Source organism: Deltaproteobacteria bacterium, from assembly GCA_020848905.1.
In the GTDB taxonomy this organism is placed as follows: domain Bacteria; phylum Myxococcota_A; class Polyangia.
Window position 1 is genome coordinate 280,555 of sequence record JADLHG010000042.1, and the last position, 16,144, is coordinate 296,698.

A 16,144-nucleotide genomic window follows, 5' to 3' on the forward strand; every position below is an offset into this window, starting at 1 on the left:
AGCGTAGGCCGCATGGAGGTCCCCATGCGAAGGTCCCTGACGGCCGCCGTGGTCCAGCTCTGCAGCCGTCAGGAGGTCACCGAGAACCTGCGACGCTGCGAAGCGCTCGTGGCGCAGGCCGCAGCCCGCGGGGCGGAGCTCGTGGTGCTGCCCGAGAACTTCGCCTACATCGGGCAGCTCTCGACCAAGCTGAAGCTCGCCGAGCCCCTCGATGCCGAGCGTCCCGGCCCCATCCTGGGCGCGATGCGAGCCCTCGCGCAGCGCGAGAAGGTGCACCTGCTCCTCGGCGGCACGCCCACCTCTACCGACGATCCGGCGCGCTTCCGCAACACGGCGATCCTGCTCTCGCCCGAGGGGAAGCTCCTCGCCGCGTATCACAAGCTGCACCTCTTCGACGTGAACATCCCCGACGGGGCGGTCTTCCGCGAGTCCGAGCACGTGGCGCCCGGGGAGGAGCTCGCGACCACGGAGGTGCTGGGCGCGACGCTCGGCCTCTCCATCTGTTACGACCTGCGCTTTCCGGAGCTGTACCGAGAGCTGGTCCGGCGCGGCGCCACGGTCGTCTGCGTCCCCGCCGCGTTCACGCTCCACACGGGCAAGGATCACTGGCTCCCGCTGCTCCGGGCGCGCGCGATCGAGAACCAGGTCTACGTGCTCGCGGCCGGTCAGTACGGCCGCCACACCGAGAGCCGCGCCAGCTACGGCAAGAGCTGCATCATCGACCCGTGGGGCGCCGTCGTCGCGCAGGCCTCCGACGCCGAGGGAATCGCGGTGGCGGAGCTGGACCTCGACTACCTGGCCAAGGTGCGGCGCGAGCTCCCCTGCCTCGGACACCGACGCCTCTGAGCCCTTGCCCGGCGAAGACGACCCCGGCTCGCTTCGGCGCGGCTATCCCTCCCCCTTCGGTCGCCCTCGCCGCAGGTCGGCAAGCCGCGCCGCGGCCAGCGCCTGCCGCAGGACCGGATCCGCCACGGGAGCCACCGCCTCGTCCACGGCTCGCGCCTCTTCGGGCGTGGGAGGAGCCGGGGGCTCTCGCACGGCCGCGGGCTGGCGCGGCGGGGCGGGCGGCCGGACCTTCCCCACCACCAGCCGGATCCCCTTGACGAGCGTGCGTCCGAGAGTGGCGTTGATCCGCGTCGCCAGCTCCGTCTTCAGGAACGAGAGCTCGTTCAGCCAGGCGCTGGACGAGACGGTCACCGTGAGCTGGCCGTCTCGCACCGAGCCCGGCTCCGTGCGACTGGCCACGCGCTCCCCCACGAGCTCGGGCCACCGGGCGAGGAGCTCGTGCTGCTCCAGCTCGTGGTCCAGGTGCTGGTCCTTGACCCAGCGGGCGAGGAGCGCCCCCGCCCGCTCGGGCCCACGGCGGGGCCGATAGCGCTCCTTCTCGGAGCGCCGATGGCGCCAGGGGCGCACGGGGCGTGACTCGTCACCGCGTCGCATCGTCTCAGGCAGCTTACCGCCAAGCGCGCACCGTTGCCCATCCTCCCAGCGCCGCAAGGCCCCGGCCTGCGGGCAGCCGTTCCGCCCGCTCGACGGACCAACCTCGGGTGGTCCGCCGGCTTGGCCTTGACTTGCATGGGCCATTGGGGTAAACGCTCTGGGCCTCGGGCCAGCGAGATCCCCTGCGATCCAGCAAACTTGGCCATCCGTTTCGCGGCGGAGTCGAAGCAACCAGGAGGTCGTGCATGCGCCCCGCAGCAGTCGCTCTCGTCGGACTCGGCCTCATTTCGTGGGCCTCGACCGCGCGGGGCGACCAGATCGTCGAGCTCGTGGATCACACGAAGATCGTGGGCTCGCTCCTTCATTACTACGACGGCGTGATGACCGTGCAGCTCCCGAACGGGAGCAAGGTGCGCCTGCCGGACCAGAAGATCTTGAAGCTGCACTTCAAGCTCCCCAAGCCGAGGCCCGAGCTCTCCACCCCGCAGAAGAGCTTCCAGCGGCTGCGGCAGGCGGCCGTCAAGGGGGACCTGACCACCTACGTGGACTCGCACTCCGCCTACTACCAGATGTTCCTCACCCACCAGATCGAGGTCGCCACCCCGCCCAAGTTCGTCAAGCAGCTGCAGCAGGAGTGGGGGAGCGTGCAGCTCGAGGTGGTGGACACCAAGGTCACGGGCGCCTCCGCCGTGATGAAGGTCCGACGGAAGAAGGGGACCGACGCGCAAGAGGGCGAGCTCCGGTTCGTCAAGGAGAACTCCGAGTGGAAGATGATTCTGCCGCTCTAACCCTTGGGGAACGGCCCCCCTACCGTCGAGACTCTCGCCCTTGATGAAACGCCTCCTCGTCGGGTTGCTGTTGGCCGTGGGCGCTGCCCAGGTGGCGCACGCCTCGCCCGGAGGCCTGTTCGGCGCCCCCGAGGGGCCGAAGCGCTGGGCTCCCGTGCGATGGGGAGCTCCGGCGGCACCTGAGCGCGGGCCAGGGGCGGGAGAGCTCGCCCGGCAGAGCCCGCCGACGCGACCGGTCCCGGCGGCGCCGAGGCCGGGGAGCTGTCGTCACGACGACCACTGCGGGAAGGGCCAGTACTGCGACGAGGGGCGCTGCGCGGCCATCGAGCACCCGGTCAACATCCTCTACCTCTACTACCGCTCGGGGAACCGCCGCTTCGAGCAGCTTCTCGGCTTCTACTGGCACCAGAAGGGGGCCGACGGCTTCCGCGTGGTCTTCCCCCTCTACTGGAGCTTTTTCACCCCCGAGCGCACCACGCGCGTCGTCTTCCCCCTCTACTACGAGGTCTCCTGGCCGAAGGAGAACATCGTCACGGTGGTGGTCCCGCCGGTGCAGGTCCGCCGCACCCCCGACGAGAAGAACTTCCGCATCTGGCCCATCTTCTTCTGGACCAACTACGGCGCTCGCGGCGCGGGCCTCACCATCTGGCCACTCTTCCACTACTCGCGGGTGGCCGAGAAGCGCACCGCGATCCTGCCGCCGCTCCTCTCCGGCTACCAGACCGACCCGAGCCGGGACCTCTGGCGCGCGCTCTTTCTCGGCCTGGTCTATTACCGTCGCGAAGGGGCCGGACGCAGCCACGCCGTGCTCCCCTTCTTCTATCGCCGCCGGGACGGGGAGCGGAGCTTCACCTGGAGCGTCCCGTTCAACTTCTACTGGCGCCGCGGAGCCCGCGGCGGCGCGATCTCGTTCCCGCTCTTCTGGCAGGTGCGCAGCCCGGAGCGCAGCCTCACCGTGGCGGGGCCGTTTTTCCACCGGCGGCGGGGGTCGGTTCGCTACGGGGCGCTCTTGCCGCTCGCCTACTACCACGTCGGGCCGACGACGCGCACGACCGTCGCCTTCCCGCTCTTCATCCACCGCAGCCGCGAGGGGGGCCGGCGGTCGCAGGTCATCTCGCCGCTCTTCTGGTCCGAGCGCGACGACGAGGCCCGCGTGCGGCAGTGGGGGCTCCTCGTGCCGCCGTACTTCCACCGCCGAGACAGCGACCGGGAGGTGAACTGGCTCTTCCCGCTCGTGCTGCGCTGGCACACCAAGGCCGATCGCGTCACCACCTGGGTCATCCCGCCGCTCATCCTGCGCGGTGACCCGGAAGGCGCGTCCCAGGTCTTCTTCCCGCTCTTCTGGCGCTTCGCGGAGCGCCAGCGGGGCGCGGTCGCGACGACCAGCGTCTTCTTCCCGCTCTGGTACCGCCGCAAGAACCTCGACGGCAGTCACTTCAACCTGCTCTTTCCGTTCTTCTACAAGCGGCGGCCGGACGGATTCAGCACGGGGCTCTTTCCGCTCCTTTTCGCGGGCGGGGGCGGCGGACGCCGTCACGCGGTGGTCTTTCCGGTCTTCTGGCACGTGAAGAACGCGCGCGCGTCGACCACAGTGCTCGGCCCGGCGTACTATCGCTCGCACGCCGCCGGGGGGTACGCGACAGGACTCCTCCCCCTGCTCTACGCGGGGAGCCGCGAGGGACGGAGCTACCAGGTGCTCTTCCCGCTCTTCTGGCACCTGAAGTCGCGCCCCGAGGGGTACGACACGACGGTCCTCGGCCCCTTCTTCTATGGAAGCAGTCGAAAGGGGCGCGTGGTGGGGCTATTGCCGCTCTTCGCCGCCGGGAGCTGGAAGGGCACGCGCTTCGCGACGGTCCTGCCACCGGTCTTCTACCACGCGAGCAACGCGCGCGACGGCCGCAGCACCACGCTGGCCGGGCTCTACTACGCCTCGCGGGACCGGGAGCGCGCGGGTCAGACGCTCTTTCCGATCTTCTACCGGCGGCAGCGCTTCGCGAAAGAGGGGACGACCACCAGCACCACGCTCCTGCCCCTCTTCCACTACCGCACGGGACCCGCGGGGCAGCTCCTCGTCACGCCCGCCGGCGGCTTCCGACGGAGCGCCGACGGGACCCGCCACGAAGGGCTCGTCGGACCCGTGGCCTGGCACCGCGGGCCCCGCACGCGCGGCTTCGCCATCGTGCCCCTCTTCCTGCACTACCGCCGCCCCGCGGAGCAGGCCACCACCACCATCCTCTTGCCCATCGGCGTAAGGCACGTCTCCCCCGAGCTCAAGGCCTACGTCTGGTTCCCGCTCTTCTGGCGCTTCGTCGAGCCCAAGGAGCGGAGCCTCGTGCTCTTCCCCGTCTACTGGCGCATGCGCCAGGAGCAGGGGGTTCACGCCGACGTGCTCTTTCCGCTCTTCTGGCGCTGGCACAGCCCGCGGCGGCGGCTCGAGGTGGCCGGGCCCTGGTTCCGCCACCGCACGGCGACCACGCACACCTCGGGGCTCTTTCCGCTCGCGCTCTACCGGCGCAACGAGGAGCGGAGCTACCTCGGGGCGGCGCCGCTCTTCTACTACGAACACCGTTTCCGCGAGCAGGAGCGGAGCGTGATCTGGGGGCCGCTCTACTTCAAGACCTACCGCGAAGGGTACGCGACGGGGCTCTTCCCGCTCTTCTTCCACAAGCGCACCCCCGAGCGGCGCTACACGGTGATCACGCCCCTCATCTGGCACTTCGCGTCGCCACAGGCCCAGACCTCGACCACCTTCCTGGGCCCATTCTTCTACCGCCGCAAGGCGAACGCGCGCGCGTTCGGGCTGCTGCCGCTCCTCTACACGGGGACGGACGGGGCGGGCGACCGCACCACGGCGCTCTTTCCGCTCTTCTATCACCGCAAGGAACTGGCCCGCCGCGCGCTCTACACCCCGCTCTTCGGGGTGGACAGGTCCCCCGAGCGCAAGCGCTTCTACGCGGCCATCTACTGGCACGAGCGCGGCGAGAAGCGCGACCTGGACCTCTTCTTCCCGCTGGCCCTGCGCCTGCGCAACCACGACGCGCAGGCCACCAGCGTCTTCGCCTTCCCGCTCTACTTCGGTCGCTGGTCGCCAGCCCGCAGTTTTCACCTGCTGTTCCCCGTGGTCTGGCGCTGGCGCGGCATCGATACGTCGGCGACCGTGGTCTTCCCCTTCATCTGGGACGTGCACGACCGCCACCAGGCCCGCACCACCGTCGTCTTCCCCTTCGTCATGCGCCGGCGCGACCACGAGGAGCGTTCCACCGCCTACCTCACGCCGCCCGGGATCTGGGTCAAGAGCCACCGCGAGGGTACCGACGCGGTGGTCTTCCCCATCTTCTGGCACTTCGGCGGGAAGGAGCGCAGCAGCACGGTGGGCTTCCCGCTCTACTGGGACTTCAAGCGCCCGGGACACCGCACGACCATCGCCGCCCCCTTCTTCTGGCGCTTCGACCGCCCGAGCACGCGGACCTACGTGGTGCTGAACAGCTACTACAAGCGCGACAAGGAAAAGGACACCTACACCTTCCACCTCATCCCCTTCTTCCACGTGGAGCGGAAGCGCCCGGGGGACGTGCACTGGGAGGTGCTGACGGGCCTCTTCGGCTACGAGCGCATCGGCCGTCGCCGTTTCGTGACCGTGTTCTTCTTTTTCAACATCGAGCTCTCGCCGCTGCCGGCTCCCGCCCCAGCGGCCGCACCTCCTCCGCCACCCCGGCGAAGCGTGGCGCGCAGCACCGGGCGCGCGCCCGCCTGGGACCTCTGACCCCCCTCGATGTGCTGAATGATCTGGTCAGTGACCCCTTCGGCCACTTTGGCCGCTGGCATCTCTTGGCTTAGCTAACGCCGCAGGATCTGCCGCAAGAGGTCCAGCAGCGAGCGTGGCACGAAACCGGCAGAAGAGGGCCGCAGGCGTGGCCACAGGCGTGGCACGCGGCGAGGCCGTGGGCCTGGCACCCCCGGTGGAGGAGAGGAGCGCAGCCATGAGGGTCGTTCTGGGAATCGTGAGCTTGGCGATTGCTCTCCCCGCGGCTGCGGCCAAGCGCGAGCCTCCGCTGCGCGCGACCGCGCAGGACCGGGCCGTCATGGCGACGCTCGCAAAGCTCCGCCGTACGAATCCCCTGGTGCGGCTGGCTCTGGAAAAAGGAGCGAACTTGACGCTCCTCGAGAGCGAACGATCCGCCGGCAGCCTCGGGAGTTCCCGCAACGAGCTGCGAATGACCAAGCACCAGGTCTCTCTCTCGCGCGACGTCGACAAGGAGCCGCACGCCGTCTATTACGCCGCGCGGCGCCTCCTACCCTGGGAGGCCGTTCCGGTCACTGCCTGGCTGGGTCGCGAGGTGAACGCGCGGGAGCTGACAGACCAGGCCACACGGCAGGCGCTGGTCTTTCTTGCGGGCCGGCTGGACGCTGGAGAGTGGCTCCGGCTCTATCCTCTGATCGAGAAGGACGTGGCGAAGGTGCACCGTCTCCTGCCCGAGCAGAGCTACAAGGGAACGACCCCTCTCGCGCAACTCGCCTCGCACTTCGTCGGTTCCGGCAGGTCCCTCGACCGCCGGCTGAGAGGGTTATCCTCGTCGCGCAGTGCGAAAGAAACGCTCGGAGCCACGCATGACCTCCGGGTCCAGCATAGTGCCTGGCGCCGCCAAACGATTGGCTGGAGCGACCCGAGGGAGGTGCCACGGAGGCTCGGCATCTCCGCCCTCCTCCTGACCATGGGCGCCGTGCCAGGCCCGATGATGCTCGCCGAGTCCTGGGCCAGGCAGGAATACGTGGGGGTGGGTGTCGCCGCCGCGATGACCGCCGTGTTCGGACTCCTTGCCGGCGCCCCAGGGGTGTACGGGCTGGCGGATACCGTCTGGCGCCATCGGAGCCACCGCGACCTCGCCGCCTTCGAAGCGCTGAAGGGCGCGCGCATCTCGGACAAGGCCTTGCCGCCTGCCGTGGACGCGTTGGTCCAGACTCTGCGGTAACCCCGTTTCGCTCGAGCTCGGAAGAGGGCCGGCCGGTACGAAAGACGATCGACGCCGCTTCGGCCGCCGAGCTTCACCCCCCCGGTCCTTCAGGGTCCGTCGCAGCCGAAACCCGCGGGGCCCGCGTAGCTGACCGTCGCAAACACGTCGGGCCACGAGCTCCCCGGGCGGCTCTCTCCGGAGAGCCCGAGTCGCACGCAGCCGGCGCAGGCGAGCGGAAGGTCGGCGCCGTAGCGCCCGTAGCTCAGCTTCCCCGCGCGCGGATCGAAGGCCAGGAGCGCGTGCAGGCGAACGCCCCCGGCGCGGAGGGCGGCGCGGGCCGTGACCTGTTCGGTGAACGTCGCGGCGAGCGGACGCGCGCGCGACGCGAGGGGAGCGAAGGAGCTCCCGTCGAGGGCGAGGAGGGTCAGGGCATTCTCCCCCTCGAGGTGCAGAAAGCCGCCGCAGAGCTCGGCCTGCGTAGGTCCGACGCAGAGCTCGGCCAGCACGCGCGGCACGAGGCGAGCGCGTGGGTCGGCCAGCACCTCGCCCGAAGCGCGTAGCCAGAAGGGGGCCCGGAGCTCGGCGCGCGCGACCACGAGGAGCTCGGCGCGCGTCCCCACACCCAGCGCCGCCTCCGCACGCAGCGGCCTGCGAATCACCTCTCCGGCGCGGCGAGTTTGCACGAGCGTACGCAGGCCGAGAGCGCCGTAGACCTGCGCCTCCGATGCGCGAAGCGGCGGCCCGACGAGATAATGCAGCGGTCCGAGAGCGGCCGCACCGAGGAGGAAGGGCTCCACCAGGTGGCGCACGCGCCCGGACCTCCGGTCGAAGGTCCGCGCGAGCGGGAGCGCCACCTCGGAGGAGAAGAGGCCCCCCTGATCCACCTGCGAGCCGAGAGTTCCGTCGCTCTCGGGAGCGCCGAAGCCGCCGCTCAGCCGGTAGCGGGCCTGCGCCGCCACGCGCACCGGTCCGAGCGCGCCGCCGAAGAGCAGCGCCGCGTCGAGAGCCGCTTCGGTCATGACCGGGCGGGAGCGGTCCGCCCCGAGCCCCCCGAGAGGCAGCCCCCCATCGCTCGGCGGGGAGCCGACGTGTCGGAGTTCGCCCCCCACCTCGAGGAGGAGAGGCCCGACGAGCGGTAGCGGCTGCGTCCCTAGGCGGAGCACGGCGCTGCCGTGGCGGCGCGACGGACGGCGCCAGGGTGCCTGCAGCTCCTCGAACAGGTCGAAGGTGGCCAGGCCGTAGGTCGCGTCGAGACCCGAGAAGGCCCAGGCGCGGCTCCGCTGGTACGAGGCGAAGACGTCGGCCGGTGCGCGCGCCAGCTCTCCGAGGAGGCGCGGGTCGCTCGTCACGTGTGGGGTCGCGCCCACCGCCCACCGGGCTCCGCGCAGGAGCAGTCGACCGCGAACCCTCCCCCGCCAGAGGTCGTTGTCCTTCAGCCCGAGAAACTCGAGCGTGCCGTTCCCGTGCTCCTCGGTGAAGTAGCGCAGGCGAAGGCGTCCCGTGGCCCCGCGCCCCCGGACCCAGCCACCGGCGAGCAGCGCGTCCGCTCGGCCACGCAGGGCGAGGTAGAGTTCCTCCTCGAGCCGCAGCCCATCGCGGGCGCTGTAGCCCACCTTCGGCAGGCCGAGTCCGCTCGTCCCCGAACGGAGCGGGAGCAGGAGGTAGGGCGCCGCCAGCACCGGCACCCGCCCGAGCCGCAGCACCGGCCAGTGGAGCTGGAGGCGCGCCCCCCCCGAGGCCACCCGCGCCGAGCGGGCCGAGAGGTTCGGCGCCGCCCAAGAGTCCGCCGCGCACCCGCACGGCCAGAGGCGCGGCCACACGAGCTCGAGCCCGCCCTCCGGGCCCAGCTCGAGGCGGTGGGCCTCGAGCCGCAGCCGCCGTCCTTCGAGGCACACCTGCTCGGCGAGAAGCCGCTGCCCTTGCAGGAACATGGCCTCGACGGCTCGCAGTCGACAGGAACCCAGGGTCAGGCTCACCGCCCCTTCCGCGTGGAGCCCGCCGCGGGTGAGCACCAGCCGGCGCGCCGAGAGCTCCTCCGCCCGCGCCGGGCTCACCCCCGCGATCAGTACGGCGAGGAGAACCGCGAGTCTGGGGTCAATCAGCGTCGGGAGAGGGGCCCGCGGAGGGCGGGAAGGCCACGACGAGGAAGGTGTAGTTCCCGGAGGGTCGGAGCTCCACGCGCGGTCGCGCCTTGCGTCTGAGCTGCAGCTCCAGCAGGCAGCGATTCCCCTTGATCGGACGGAGCTGGAAGCGGCGCACCGGGGTCTGGAAGTGTTCGGTGATGACCGGCCGCAGATTGTTTCGGCGTGGCACGCGCACGCCGCGCAGCTCCACGGTCACCCGGTTCCCCCGCTGCTTGAGCGTGTGCGCCACCGACCCGGTGAGCTGCACGAAGACCTCGCTCCCCTCGGGTCCGGTGCGAAACCCCGGCCAGGTCGCGAACTGCAGCCCCGCCGGCGGACTCGGCGACGGCGGAGGTGCGCCGCTGTTGAGCGTGACGCCGCTGTAGCCGCGATCGGCCGCGGGCGGAGCCGCGTCCCCCGCTGGCCCCTCCCCGGGAGGCGCCGCGATGGCCGAAGAGGTAGCAGCGGTCAGAAGGGCAAGGACTCCCCACAGGGCTCGCCGACGCATGAGGTCCTCCGTTTCGAGGAGTCTACTCCAGGCGTGGATCGGGCGCCAAATCGGGGCCTCCGCCCGAGCGGCCGAGGCCGCTGCCGCTCAGCGCGGGTCCGAGGTGGGGAGCGGATCCCGCGTCTCCCCGAGGAGCAGCTCGCGCGCCTCTCCTACCAGGTAGACCGACCCGGTGACGAGAACCGGCCCGGGTTCGGCCCGCGCGAGCGCGAGAGCCTCCGCCAGCGAAGGGGCGGTCTCGCCACGTCCGAGCTCCTCGGCCAGAGCCGCCGCCCTCCGGCGCCTCGGGCTACGCGGCTCGGTGAAGATCACCCGCCGCGCGTGCGGCAGGAGCGCCTCGAGCGTGGGAAGCGCCGCCTTGTCCTCGAGCTGCCCGAAGACCAGACAGAAGTCCCCGCGCCCCTCGAGGGCCACGGAGAGCGCCCGCGCCCCCGCCGGGTTGTGGGCGCAATCCAGGAGGGTCTCGCCGATCCACTCCAGGCGCCCCGGCCAGCGCGCCGCGAGCATCCCGCTCTCGATCGCGCGCTCCGAGATCGGCCAGCCCCCCCGCGAAAGCGCCGCCAGCGCGGCGATGGCGAGCGCCGCGTTCTCTCGCTGGTGCGCGCCGACCAGGGCGAGTCGCAGCGGCGGCAGCGCAAACGGAAGGTGCGCCCCCTCGACGTAAAGCTCCCCGCCGCGCGCGGCGAAGCGCAGGTCCTGCCCCACGCGACTGAGGGGGGCCCGCTCTTCCCGCGCGCGCGCCTCGAAGACCTCCACGACCTCGGGCGCTCCTGGCGCCACCACCACCGGCACCTCGGGCTTGATGATCCCGGCCTTCTCCGCGGCGATGGATGCCAGGTCGGGACCGAGAACCTCCTGGTGGTCGAGCCCGATGGACGAGATCACGCTCACCAGCGGAAGGATCGCGTTCGTCGCATCCAGCCTCCCGCCGAGGCCGGCCTCCACCACCGCCAGCTCCACCCCGGCCTCCGCGAAGTGCGCGAACGCCACGGCGGTCGCGGCCTCGAAGAAGGTGGCCTCCGGCTCCAGGTCGAGCACGCGCTCGACCCACCGAGAGAGAGAGCTGCCGTCGATCTCGATCCCGCCCACGCGGATCCGCTCGGAGAAGCGGCTGAGGTGCGGCGAGGTGTAGAGTCCGGTGCGGACCCCCGCCTCCCGCAGGCAAGCCTCCACCATCGCGGCCGTGGAGCCCTTGCCGTTCGTCCCCGCCACGTGCACCGCCGCGAACCGCCGCTCCGGCCGCCCCAGCGCGGAGAGCAGGCGCTCCATGCGCGTCAGGCCGAGCTGCATGCCGAAGCGCGAGAGCCCCAGAAGACGTCTCAGGGCCCCGGCCAGGTCGTCGCGCATCTCAAACGGGTCGTTCGGGTCCGAGGAATCCTACGAGCTGGGCCAGGCGCTGCCGGAGCTCCGTCCGCGGCACGATGAGATCCACCATGCCGTGCTCGAGCAGGAACTCCGAGCGCTGGAAGCCCTCGGGCAACTTCTGCCGGATGGTCTGCTCGATCACGCGCGGGCCGGCGAAGCCGATGAGCGCCTGCGGCTCGGCCACGATCACGTCGCCGAGCATCGCGAAGCTCGCGGCGACGCCACCCGTCGTCGGGTGGTGCAGCACCGAGATGTACGGCAGCCCCGCGTCCTTCAGCCGGCGAAGCGCCGCGCTGGTCTTGGCCATCTGCATGAGGGAGAGAATCCCCTCCTGCATGCGCGCCCCGCCCGACGCCGAGCAGAGGATCGCCGGGCAGCGCGTCTCGCGCGCCGCCTCGAGCAGTCGCGTGATGCGTTCCCCCACCACCGAGCCCATCGACCCCGCCATGAACTCGAAGACCAGCACGCCGATCCCGACGCGGTGTCCTTCGAGACGCCCGAGCCCCACCAACGCCGCGTCGGCGAAACCCGTCTGCTTGCGCGCCGTCCGAAGCCGTTCACGGTACGGCTTGGAGTCCTTGAAGCCTAAGGGGTCGAGCGGCTCCACGCCCCCGCCGAGCTCCGTGAAGCTCTCCGGGTCGAGCAAGCTCTCGAGTCGCTCCACGGCGGAGATCGGGTGGTGGTAGCCGCAACGCGGACAGACGTTCAGGTTCTCCTTGAGCTCGGTCTCGACGAGGATCTCGCCGCACCCGTCGCACTTGGCCCATACCCCGCTGGGCATCGATTTCTTGTCCTGCAGGGCTGCAGGACCTCGATCGGTGCGCTTCCACCATGCCATGGCCGGACAATACCCCCCGCTTTCGGCAAGTCAAGGCGGACTTCGGCGACGGGGGACTACGCCCGGGCGTCGGCGAGCAGCAGCCGGTCGAGGTCGGTGCTCTCGAGCAGCTCGGGAAGGCGACCATCGTCCACGAGCGCCTGGTGGAGCGCTCGCGCGGCACGCTGATACTCGTCCAGCGCGAGGTGCCCCTGAACGAGCCGCAGGCGCAGGAAGAGGAACGCCGTCTGCGCCACGTCGGCCAGGCAGTAGCGGCGAATGCGGTCGAGCTGGCCCCCTCGGTACAGGCTCTCCACCTGACTGCCGTCCACGTCCAGCTTCCCGGGCAGCCCCACGAGCCGGGCCGCCGCGTGCAGGCTCAGGAACTTGATCGCGCCGTGCTCGGCGAGGAGGTCGCAGAGGTCGATATGGCCTTCGTCGCTATACCGGTATCTATACCCCTTATCACGGTAATACCAGGGTAGCGGCACCCCGTGCCGCAACGCACGCAGCATGATGACCGGCAGGTCGAAGCCTCGCCCGTTGAAGGTCACCAGATGGGGGCGCTGTTTCTCGACGAAGCCGCCGAAGTCGGCGAGCGCTCCGGCCTCGTCGCGCCCCTCGCCGACCACCCCGAGACGCTTGAAGGAATAGTCGTGATCGAGCCAGAGCACGCCGATGACCACCGGCACGTGGGCGTAGGGGGGAGGGATCGGCCGGTCGGTACCGGCCGGCAGCTCGGGAACGGCGTAGACCTCGTAGTCCGGCACCGTCTCGAGATCGAAGATCAGAAAGCTCCGTTGCCGCATGGTGGCCCTTCGCCCGAGAGGTCAGCGTTCCGTGCGTCGCAGCCGCACCGGTTGGAGAAACGTCACCTCGGGCTTGTTGTGCCTCGGGTACTGCACGCGGCTGGCTACGCCGATCACGCAGCGGCCGAGCTCCGTGCCGCCCTGCGCGGGGGGCTCGAGGCGGACGGCGCCCACGCTCCCGTTCGCGCGCACGGTCGACAGGACGTTCAGGCGCACCTCGGCCTCACCCGTGGGACCGTGCGCGTTGAAACAGCGGGTCAGGGCCGGGCCGGAGCGCCGGAAGGCCTGCGCCCCCATCTCCTCGGTGAACGCGCGAACCGGCGGCCGGACAGGCTTGCGCCGACCATCGGCTAGGGCGACTGCCGACGCATCGATCGCGCTCGTCGCCGGCGTGCGACCTCCATCGCCCGCCCCCGCTCCGCCGCGCGGCGTGTTGGGCGACACGATGATCACGGGTGCCTTAGGGCCCGGGTCGGGGCGCCGACGGTACAGCATGGCGTAGGCCAGGTACGCCACCACGGCGCTGATCACCACGAAGCCGACCGAGAGCACCGCGATGAGGGCGCTGCCGCGGCTCGCGCGTCGCCCCCGCCCGACCACCTCGACCTCCCCCGACAGGTGCGAACGGAGCACCAGGGGGCGCGTCTCGCCGGTGGGACGCTGAGCCTTGTTCAGGTCCGGCAGCTTGGGCTTGTTGATCGGGAAGTCGGGGCGGTCGTAGAGCTCCACCACGAAGCTGCGGAGCTGCGCCTCGAGCTCGGCATCCGTGGAGGGAAAGTTCGTCTCGCGCAGCGCGGCCGCGAACTCCCCCGCGCTCTGGAAGCGTTCCTCGGGGTCACGCCGCAAGGAGCGCTCCACCGCGGCCACGAGGGACGACGGCGCCTCGGGATGGAAGCGCGCGATCTGCGGGATCTTCGTCTCGCGCACCTGATTCAGGATATCCAGGTCCGTGCGCCCCCCGAAGAGGTGGCGCCGGCAGAGCGCCTCGAAGAGCAGGATCCCGACGGCAAAGAGGTCGTAGCGGTGGTCGATCCGCCCCCCCTCCACCGCCTCGGGGGCCATGTAGCGGAACTTCCCCTTCAGGCTCTTTGTCACCTCGGCCTCGGCCTCGTTCACCACCTTGGCGATACCGAAGTCGGTGAGCTTCACGCGCCCATCGCGGGAGATGAGCACGTTCTGGGGGCTCACGTCGCGGTGGATGATGTTGTGCCGCGTTCCATCGGGCGCCCGCTGGCCGTGAGCGTACTCCAGCCCTTCGAGGACCTCGACCGCGACGTACGCGCACAGCGACGCGGGGATGACCAGGCGCCGCTGCGCGCAATAGTGCGCGATGGTGGCCAGGTTGTAGCCGTGGACGTACTCCATGGCCATGAAGTAGTCGCGGCCCTCGACCCCCAGGTCGAGCACCTGCACGATGTTCGGGTGGTCGAGGAGCACGAGCAGCTTGGCCTCGCGGACCAGGCCCTCCACGAACTGCGGCTGCTCGAGCAGGTGCGGCAGGATCTTCTTGATGACGACGAACTTGCTGAAGCCGGCGGCGCCGACCGATCGCGCGAGAAAGACCTCTCCCATGCCCCCGGTCGCGAGCTTGCTCAGGATCTCGTAGCGACCGTACTGGGAGGTCGCCCCCGTCGTTTCTGCGCTCGCGCTCGCCGCCACCGTCTGTCCCACGGACGCGCCCATCGTGAGGGAGCGTCGAAAATCTTGAGGATTATCCGCTGGTAAGTTTACAATCGGGGGCACGTGTTAGCAACATCGGGAGCTGGGCCGGGCATCGAGGCGCCCGACCGCAGCGTCGAACGAACGAGGACCCATGCGCGTTCCCGTCCGCACCTTTGGCCTGTTCCTGCTCCTTTGGCCGCTCGCCCTGGGCTCTCGGCCGAGCCGAGCCGAGGTGCCGTCTGGAGGAAACCTGACCGGTCTGCGTGGGCTTCTGCGCACCTCGGCGGCCAGCGGTCAGCCGAAGGGTTTCTTCGGCGTGGGGGCCGAGCTGCAGTATTTCCGCAGCGGGAACTTCCTGGCCCAGGGGCAGACCCACGCGCGATTGGCGAACACCTACAGCGTGAGCTTCGCCCCCTTCAGCTTCCTCGAGGCCGCCTTCCTCGTCCACGTGATTTCGGATAGCAGCTCGCTCGGCTCCACCGACGAGCTGCAGGTAGCCGTCGGAGATCCGGAGCTCGCGATCAAGGGGGGCTACGCGATTGGCGGAGGCTTCGCGCTGGGCGGGCTGTTCGACCTGCGCTTTCCCTCCGGCGCGGGCTTCTTCAAGCCCGCCGGGGCGGCGACCAACCTGCTCGTCGCCGCGCTCGGGAGCTGGACGCTGAGCCCCAGGGTCCCGCTCGGCGTGCACCTCAACGTTGGTTTCCAGCTGGACGGGTCGAAGAACCTCTTCGACAACGCGCAGCAGCTCACGCCGGCGCAGCGCTTCGCCGGGCAGCTCAGCTCCTTTCATCGCGTGGTGACCCGCTTCGGCGTGGAGTACAACAGCCCCTTCCTGGGACCCTTCGTGGAGCTCTCCCTTGAGCCCTTCGTCGGCGGCGGGGCGCCGGGCTTCGGGCAGAGCCCCGGAGTCCTTTCGCTGGGCGCGAAAGTCTGGCCGGCGCGTACGCGGGGACTCGAGTTCCTCGCCGCGGTGGACATCGGACTGACCGGCGTCGGGTCCGGCGCGCCGCCGACCCTCGAACCGGGAAAGTACGCCTTCGTGATCCCGCGCTGGAACCTGCTCTTCCGCCTGAGCTACCGCTTCGATCCGTTCGCCAAGCCCGAGGTGCGGATCGTCAAGCAGCGCGACCCCGACGACGGAGGGACCCGCACCGCGGCGCTCGCCCCGGGGGTGGCGCTCGGGCGGGTGCTGGACGCGCGCACCGGGCAGCCGATCGCCCACGGACGGGTCGAGCTCGAGGGGACGAAGGCCTCGGGACTGGCCGTGGACGCCGCGGACGGGAGCTTCCGCACCTACCCGCTCTCCCCGGGGCCGCACGCGGTCGTGGCCACGGCGGAGGGCTACGAGCGGGCGCGCGCGGAGGTTCAGATCCGATCCGGCGGCGAGGCGCAGGTGGAGCTCAAGCTCTCACCGCGCGACCGGGTCACTCCGGGCACCCTGCGCGGCACGCTCAAGGCCGTGGGGGGCAAGGACCTGCCCGACGCGACGATCCTGATTCCGGAGCTGGATCGCACGATCCCCGTGGACCGGGACGGGAACTTCACCGTCTCGCTCAAGCCCGGGGAGTACCGGCTCGTGGTCTCGGCGAAGGGCTATCGCGCCCAGCGCAAGACGATCCGCGTCTCCGAGGGGAGCACGGTGATCCTCAACGTCGAGCTGTATCGTTAGTCAGGGCCCGG

General features: G+C 70.7%; 12 protein-coding genes. 5 read left to right on the forward strand and 7 right to left on the reverse strand.

The annotated features are described in order from the left end of the window. The first annotated feature begins 24 nt into the window (after nucleotides 1-24). A complete protein-coding gene (locus IT371_18295) occupies nucleotides 25-846 on the forward strand; it encodes a carbon-nitrogen hydrolase family protein (GenBank protein MCC6749622.1) in 822 nt (273 codons plus the stop codon). Between the two features lie 42 nt (nucleotides 847-888). Here IT371_18295 and IT371_18300 read toward each other — a convergent pair whose 3' ends face one another. Further along, nucleotides 889-1,413 (reverse strand): DUF721 domain-containing protein, encoded by a 525-nt coding sequence (locus tag IT371_18300; protein ID MCC6749623.1) that lies wholly within the window; start codon nucleotides 1,411-1,413, stop codon nucleotides 889-891. A 272-nt stretch (nucleotides 1,414-1,685) separates the two neighbouring features. Here IT371_18300 and IT371_18305 point away from each other — a divergent pair, with 272 nt between their 5' ends. The 3 genes from IT371_18305 to IT371_18315 all read left to right on the forward strand — a co-directional run bounded on the left by IT371_18305 (nucleotide 1,686) and on the right by IT371_18315 (nucleotide 7,198). After that, nucleotides 1,686-2,228 (forward strand): hypothetical protein, encoded by a 543-nt coding sequence (locus IT371_18305; GenBank protein ID MCC6749624.1) that lies wholly within the window; start codon nucleotides 1,686-1,688, stop codon nucleotides 2,226-2,228. Between the two features lie 43 nt (nucleotides 2,229-2,271). Next, on the forward strand, nucleotides 2,272-5,991 hold the full coding sequence (locus tag IT371_18310; protein ID MCC6749625.1) for a hypothetical protein: 3,720 nt from the start codon (nucleotides 2,272-2,274) through the stop codon (nucleotides 5,989-5,991). A gap of 217 nt (nucleotides 5,992-6,208) precedes the next feature. After that, complete coding sequence (locus IT371_18315; GenBank protein MCC6749626.1) at nucleotides 6,209-7,198, forward strand: hypothetical protein; 990 nt, start codon at nucleotides 6,209-6,211, stop codon at nucleotides 7,196-7,198. Nucleotides 7,199-7,287: 89 nt separating this feature from the next. On the opposite strand, the gene IT371_18320 is transcribed toward IT371_18315, so the two are convergent. From IT371_18320 to IT371_18345, 6 genes are all read right to left on the reverse strand, one after another. After that, nucleotides 7,288-9,234, reverse strand: coding sequence for a hypothetical protein (locus IT371_18320; protein MCC6749627.1), 1,947 nt, complete (start codon nucleotides 9,232-9,234; stop codon nucleotides 7,288-7,290). 40 nt (nucleotides 9,235-9,274) lie between these two features. Further along, nucleotides 9,275-9,811: a hypothetical protein gene (locus IT371_18325; protein ID MCC6749628.1), complete on the reverse strand. Its 537-nt coding sequence runs from the start codon at nucleotides 9,809-9,811 to the stop codon at nucleotides 9,275-9,277. Between the two features lie 87 nt (nucleotides 9,812-9,898). Next, nucleotides 9,899-11,158, reverse strand: coding sequence for a bifunctional folylpolyglutamate synthase/dihydrofolate synthase (locus IT371_18330; GenBank protein MCC6749629.1), 1,260 nt, complete (start codon nucleotides 11,156-11,158; stop codon nucleotides 9,899-9,901). A gap of 1 nt (nucleotide 11,159) precedes the next feature. Continuing rightward, complete coding sequence (locus IT371_18335; protein MCC6749630.1) at nucleotides 11,160-12,014, reverse strand: acetyl-CoA carboxylase carboxyltransferase subunit beta; 855 nt, start codon at nucleotides 12,012-12,014, stop codon at nucleotides 11,160-11,162. Nucleotides 12,015-12,070: 56 nt separating this feature from the next. Beyond that, entirely contained in the window at nucleotides 12,071-12,802 is a 732-nt protein-coding gene (locus IT371_18340) for a 3'-5' exonuclease (GenBank protein MCC6749631.1), read from the reverse strand. 21 nt (nucleotides 12,803-12,823) lie between these two features. Continuing rightward, entirely contained in the window at nucleotides 12,824-14,485 is a 1,662-nt protein-coding gene (locus IT371_18345; GenBank protein MCC6749632.1) for a serine/threonine protein kinase, read from the reverse strand. A 130-nt stretch (nucleotides 14,486-14,615) separates the two neighbouring features. Here IT371_18345 and IT371_18350 point away from each other — a divergent pair, with 130 nt between their 5' ends. Further along, entirely contained in the window at nucleotides 14,616-16,133 is a 1,518-nt protein-coding gene (locus IT371_18350; protein ID MCC6749633.1) for a carboxypeptidase regulatory-like domain-containing protein, read from the forward strand. Nucleotides 16,134-16,144 lie beyond the last annotated feature (11 nt).

Bases quoted from the DNA above. Each gene is read 5' to 3' on its own strand.
- IT371_18295 (MCC6749622.1), top strand. From the start codon at position 25: ATGCGAAGGTCCCTGACGGCCGCCGTGGTCCAGCTCTGCAGCCGTCAG.
- IT371_18305 (MCC6749624.1), top strand. From the start codon at position 1,686: ATGCGCCCCGCAGCAGTCGCTCTCGTCGGACTCGGCCTCATTTCGTGG.
- IT371_18310 (MCC6749625.1), top strand. From the start codon at position 2,272: ATGAAACGCCTCCTCGTCGGGTTGCTGTTGGCCGTGGGCGCTGCCCAG.
- IT371_18315 (MCC6749626.1), top strand. From the start codon at position 6,209: ATGAGGGTCGTTCTGGGAATCGTGAGCTTGGCGATTGCTCTCCCCGCG.
- IT371_18325 (MCC6749628.1), bottom strand. From the start codon at position 9,811: ATGCGTCGGCGAGCCCTGTGGGGAGTCCTTGCCCTTCTGACCGCTGCT.
- IT371_18330 (MCC6749629.1), bottom strand. From the start codon at position 11,158: ATGCGCGACGACCTGGCCGGGGCCCTGAGACGTCTTCTGGGGCTCTCG.
- IT371_18335 (MCC6749630.1), bottom strand. From the start codon at position 12,014: ATGGCATGGTGGAAGCGCACCGATCGAGGTCCTGCAGCCCTGCAGGAC.
- IT371_18340 (MCC6749631.1), bottom strand. From the start codon at position 12,802: ATGCGGCAACGGAGCTTTCTGATCTTCGATCTCGAGACGGTGCCGGAC.
- IT371_18345 (MCC6749632.1), bottom strand. From the start codon at position 14,485: ATGGGCGCGTCCGTGGGACAGACGGTGGCGGCGAGCGCGAGCGCAGAA.
- IT371_18350 (MCC6749633.1), top strand. From the start codon at position 14,616: ATGCGCGTTCCCGTCCGCACCTTTGGCCTGTTCCTGCTCCTTTGGCCG.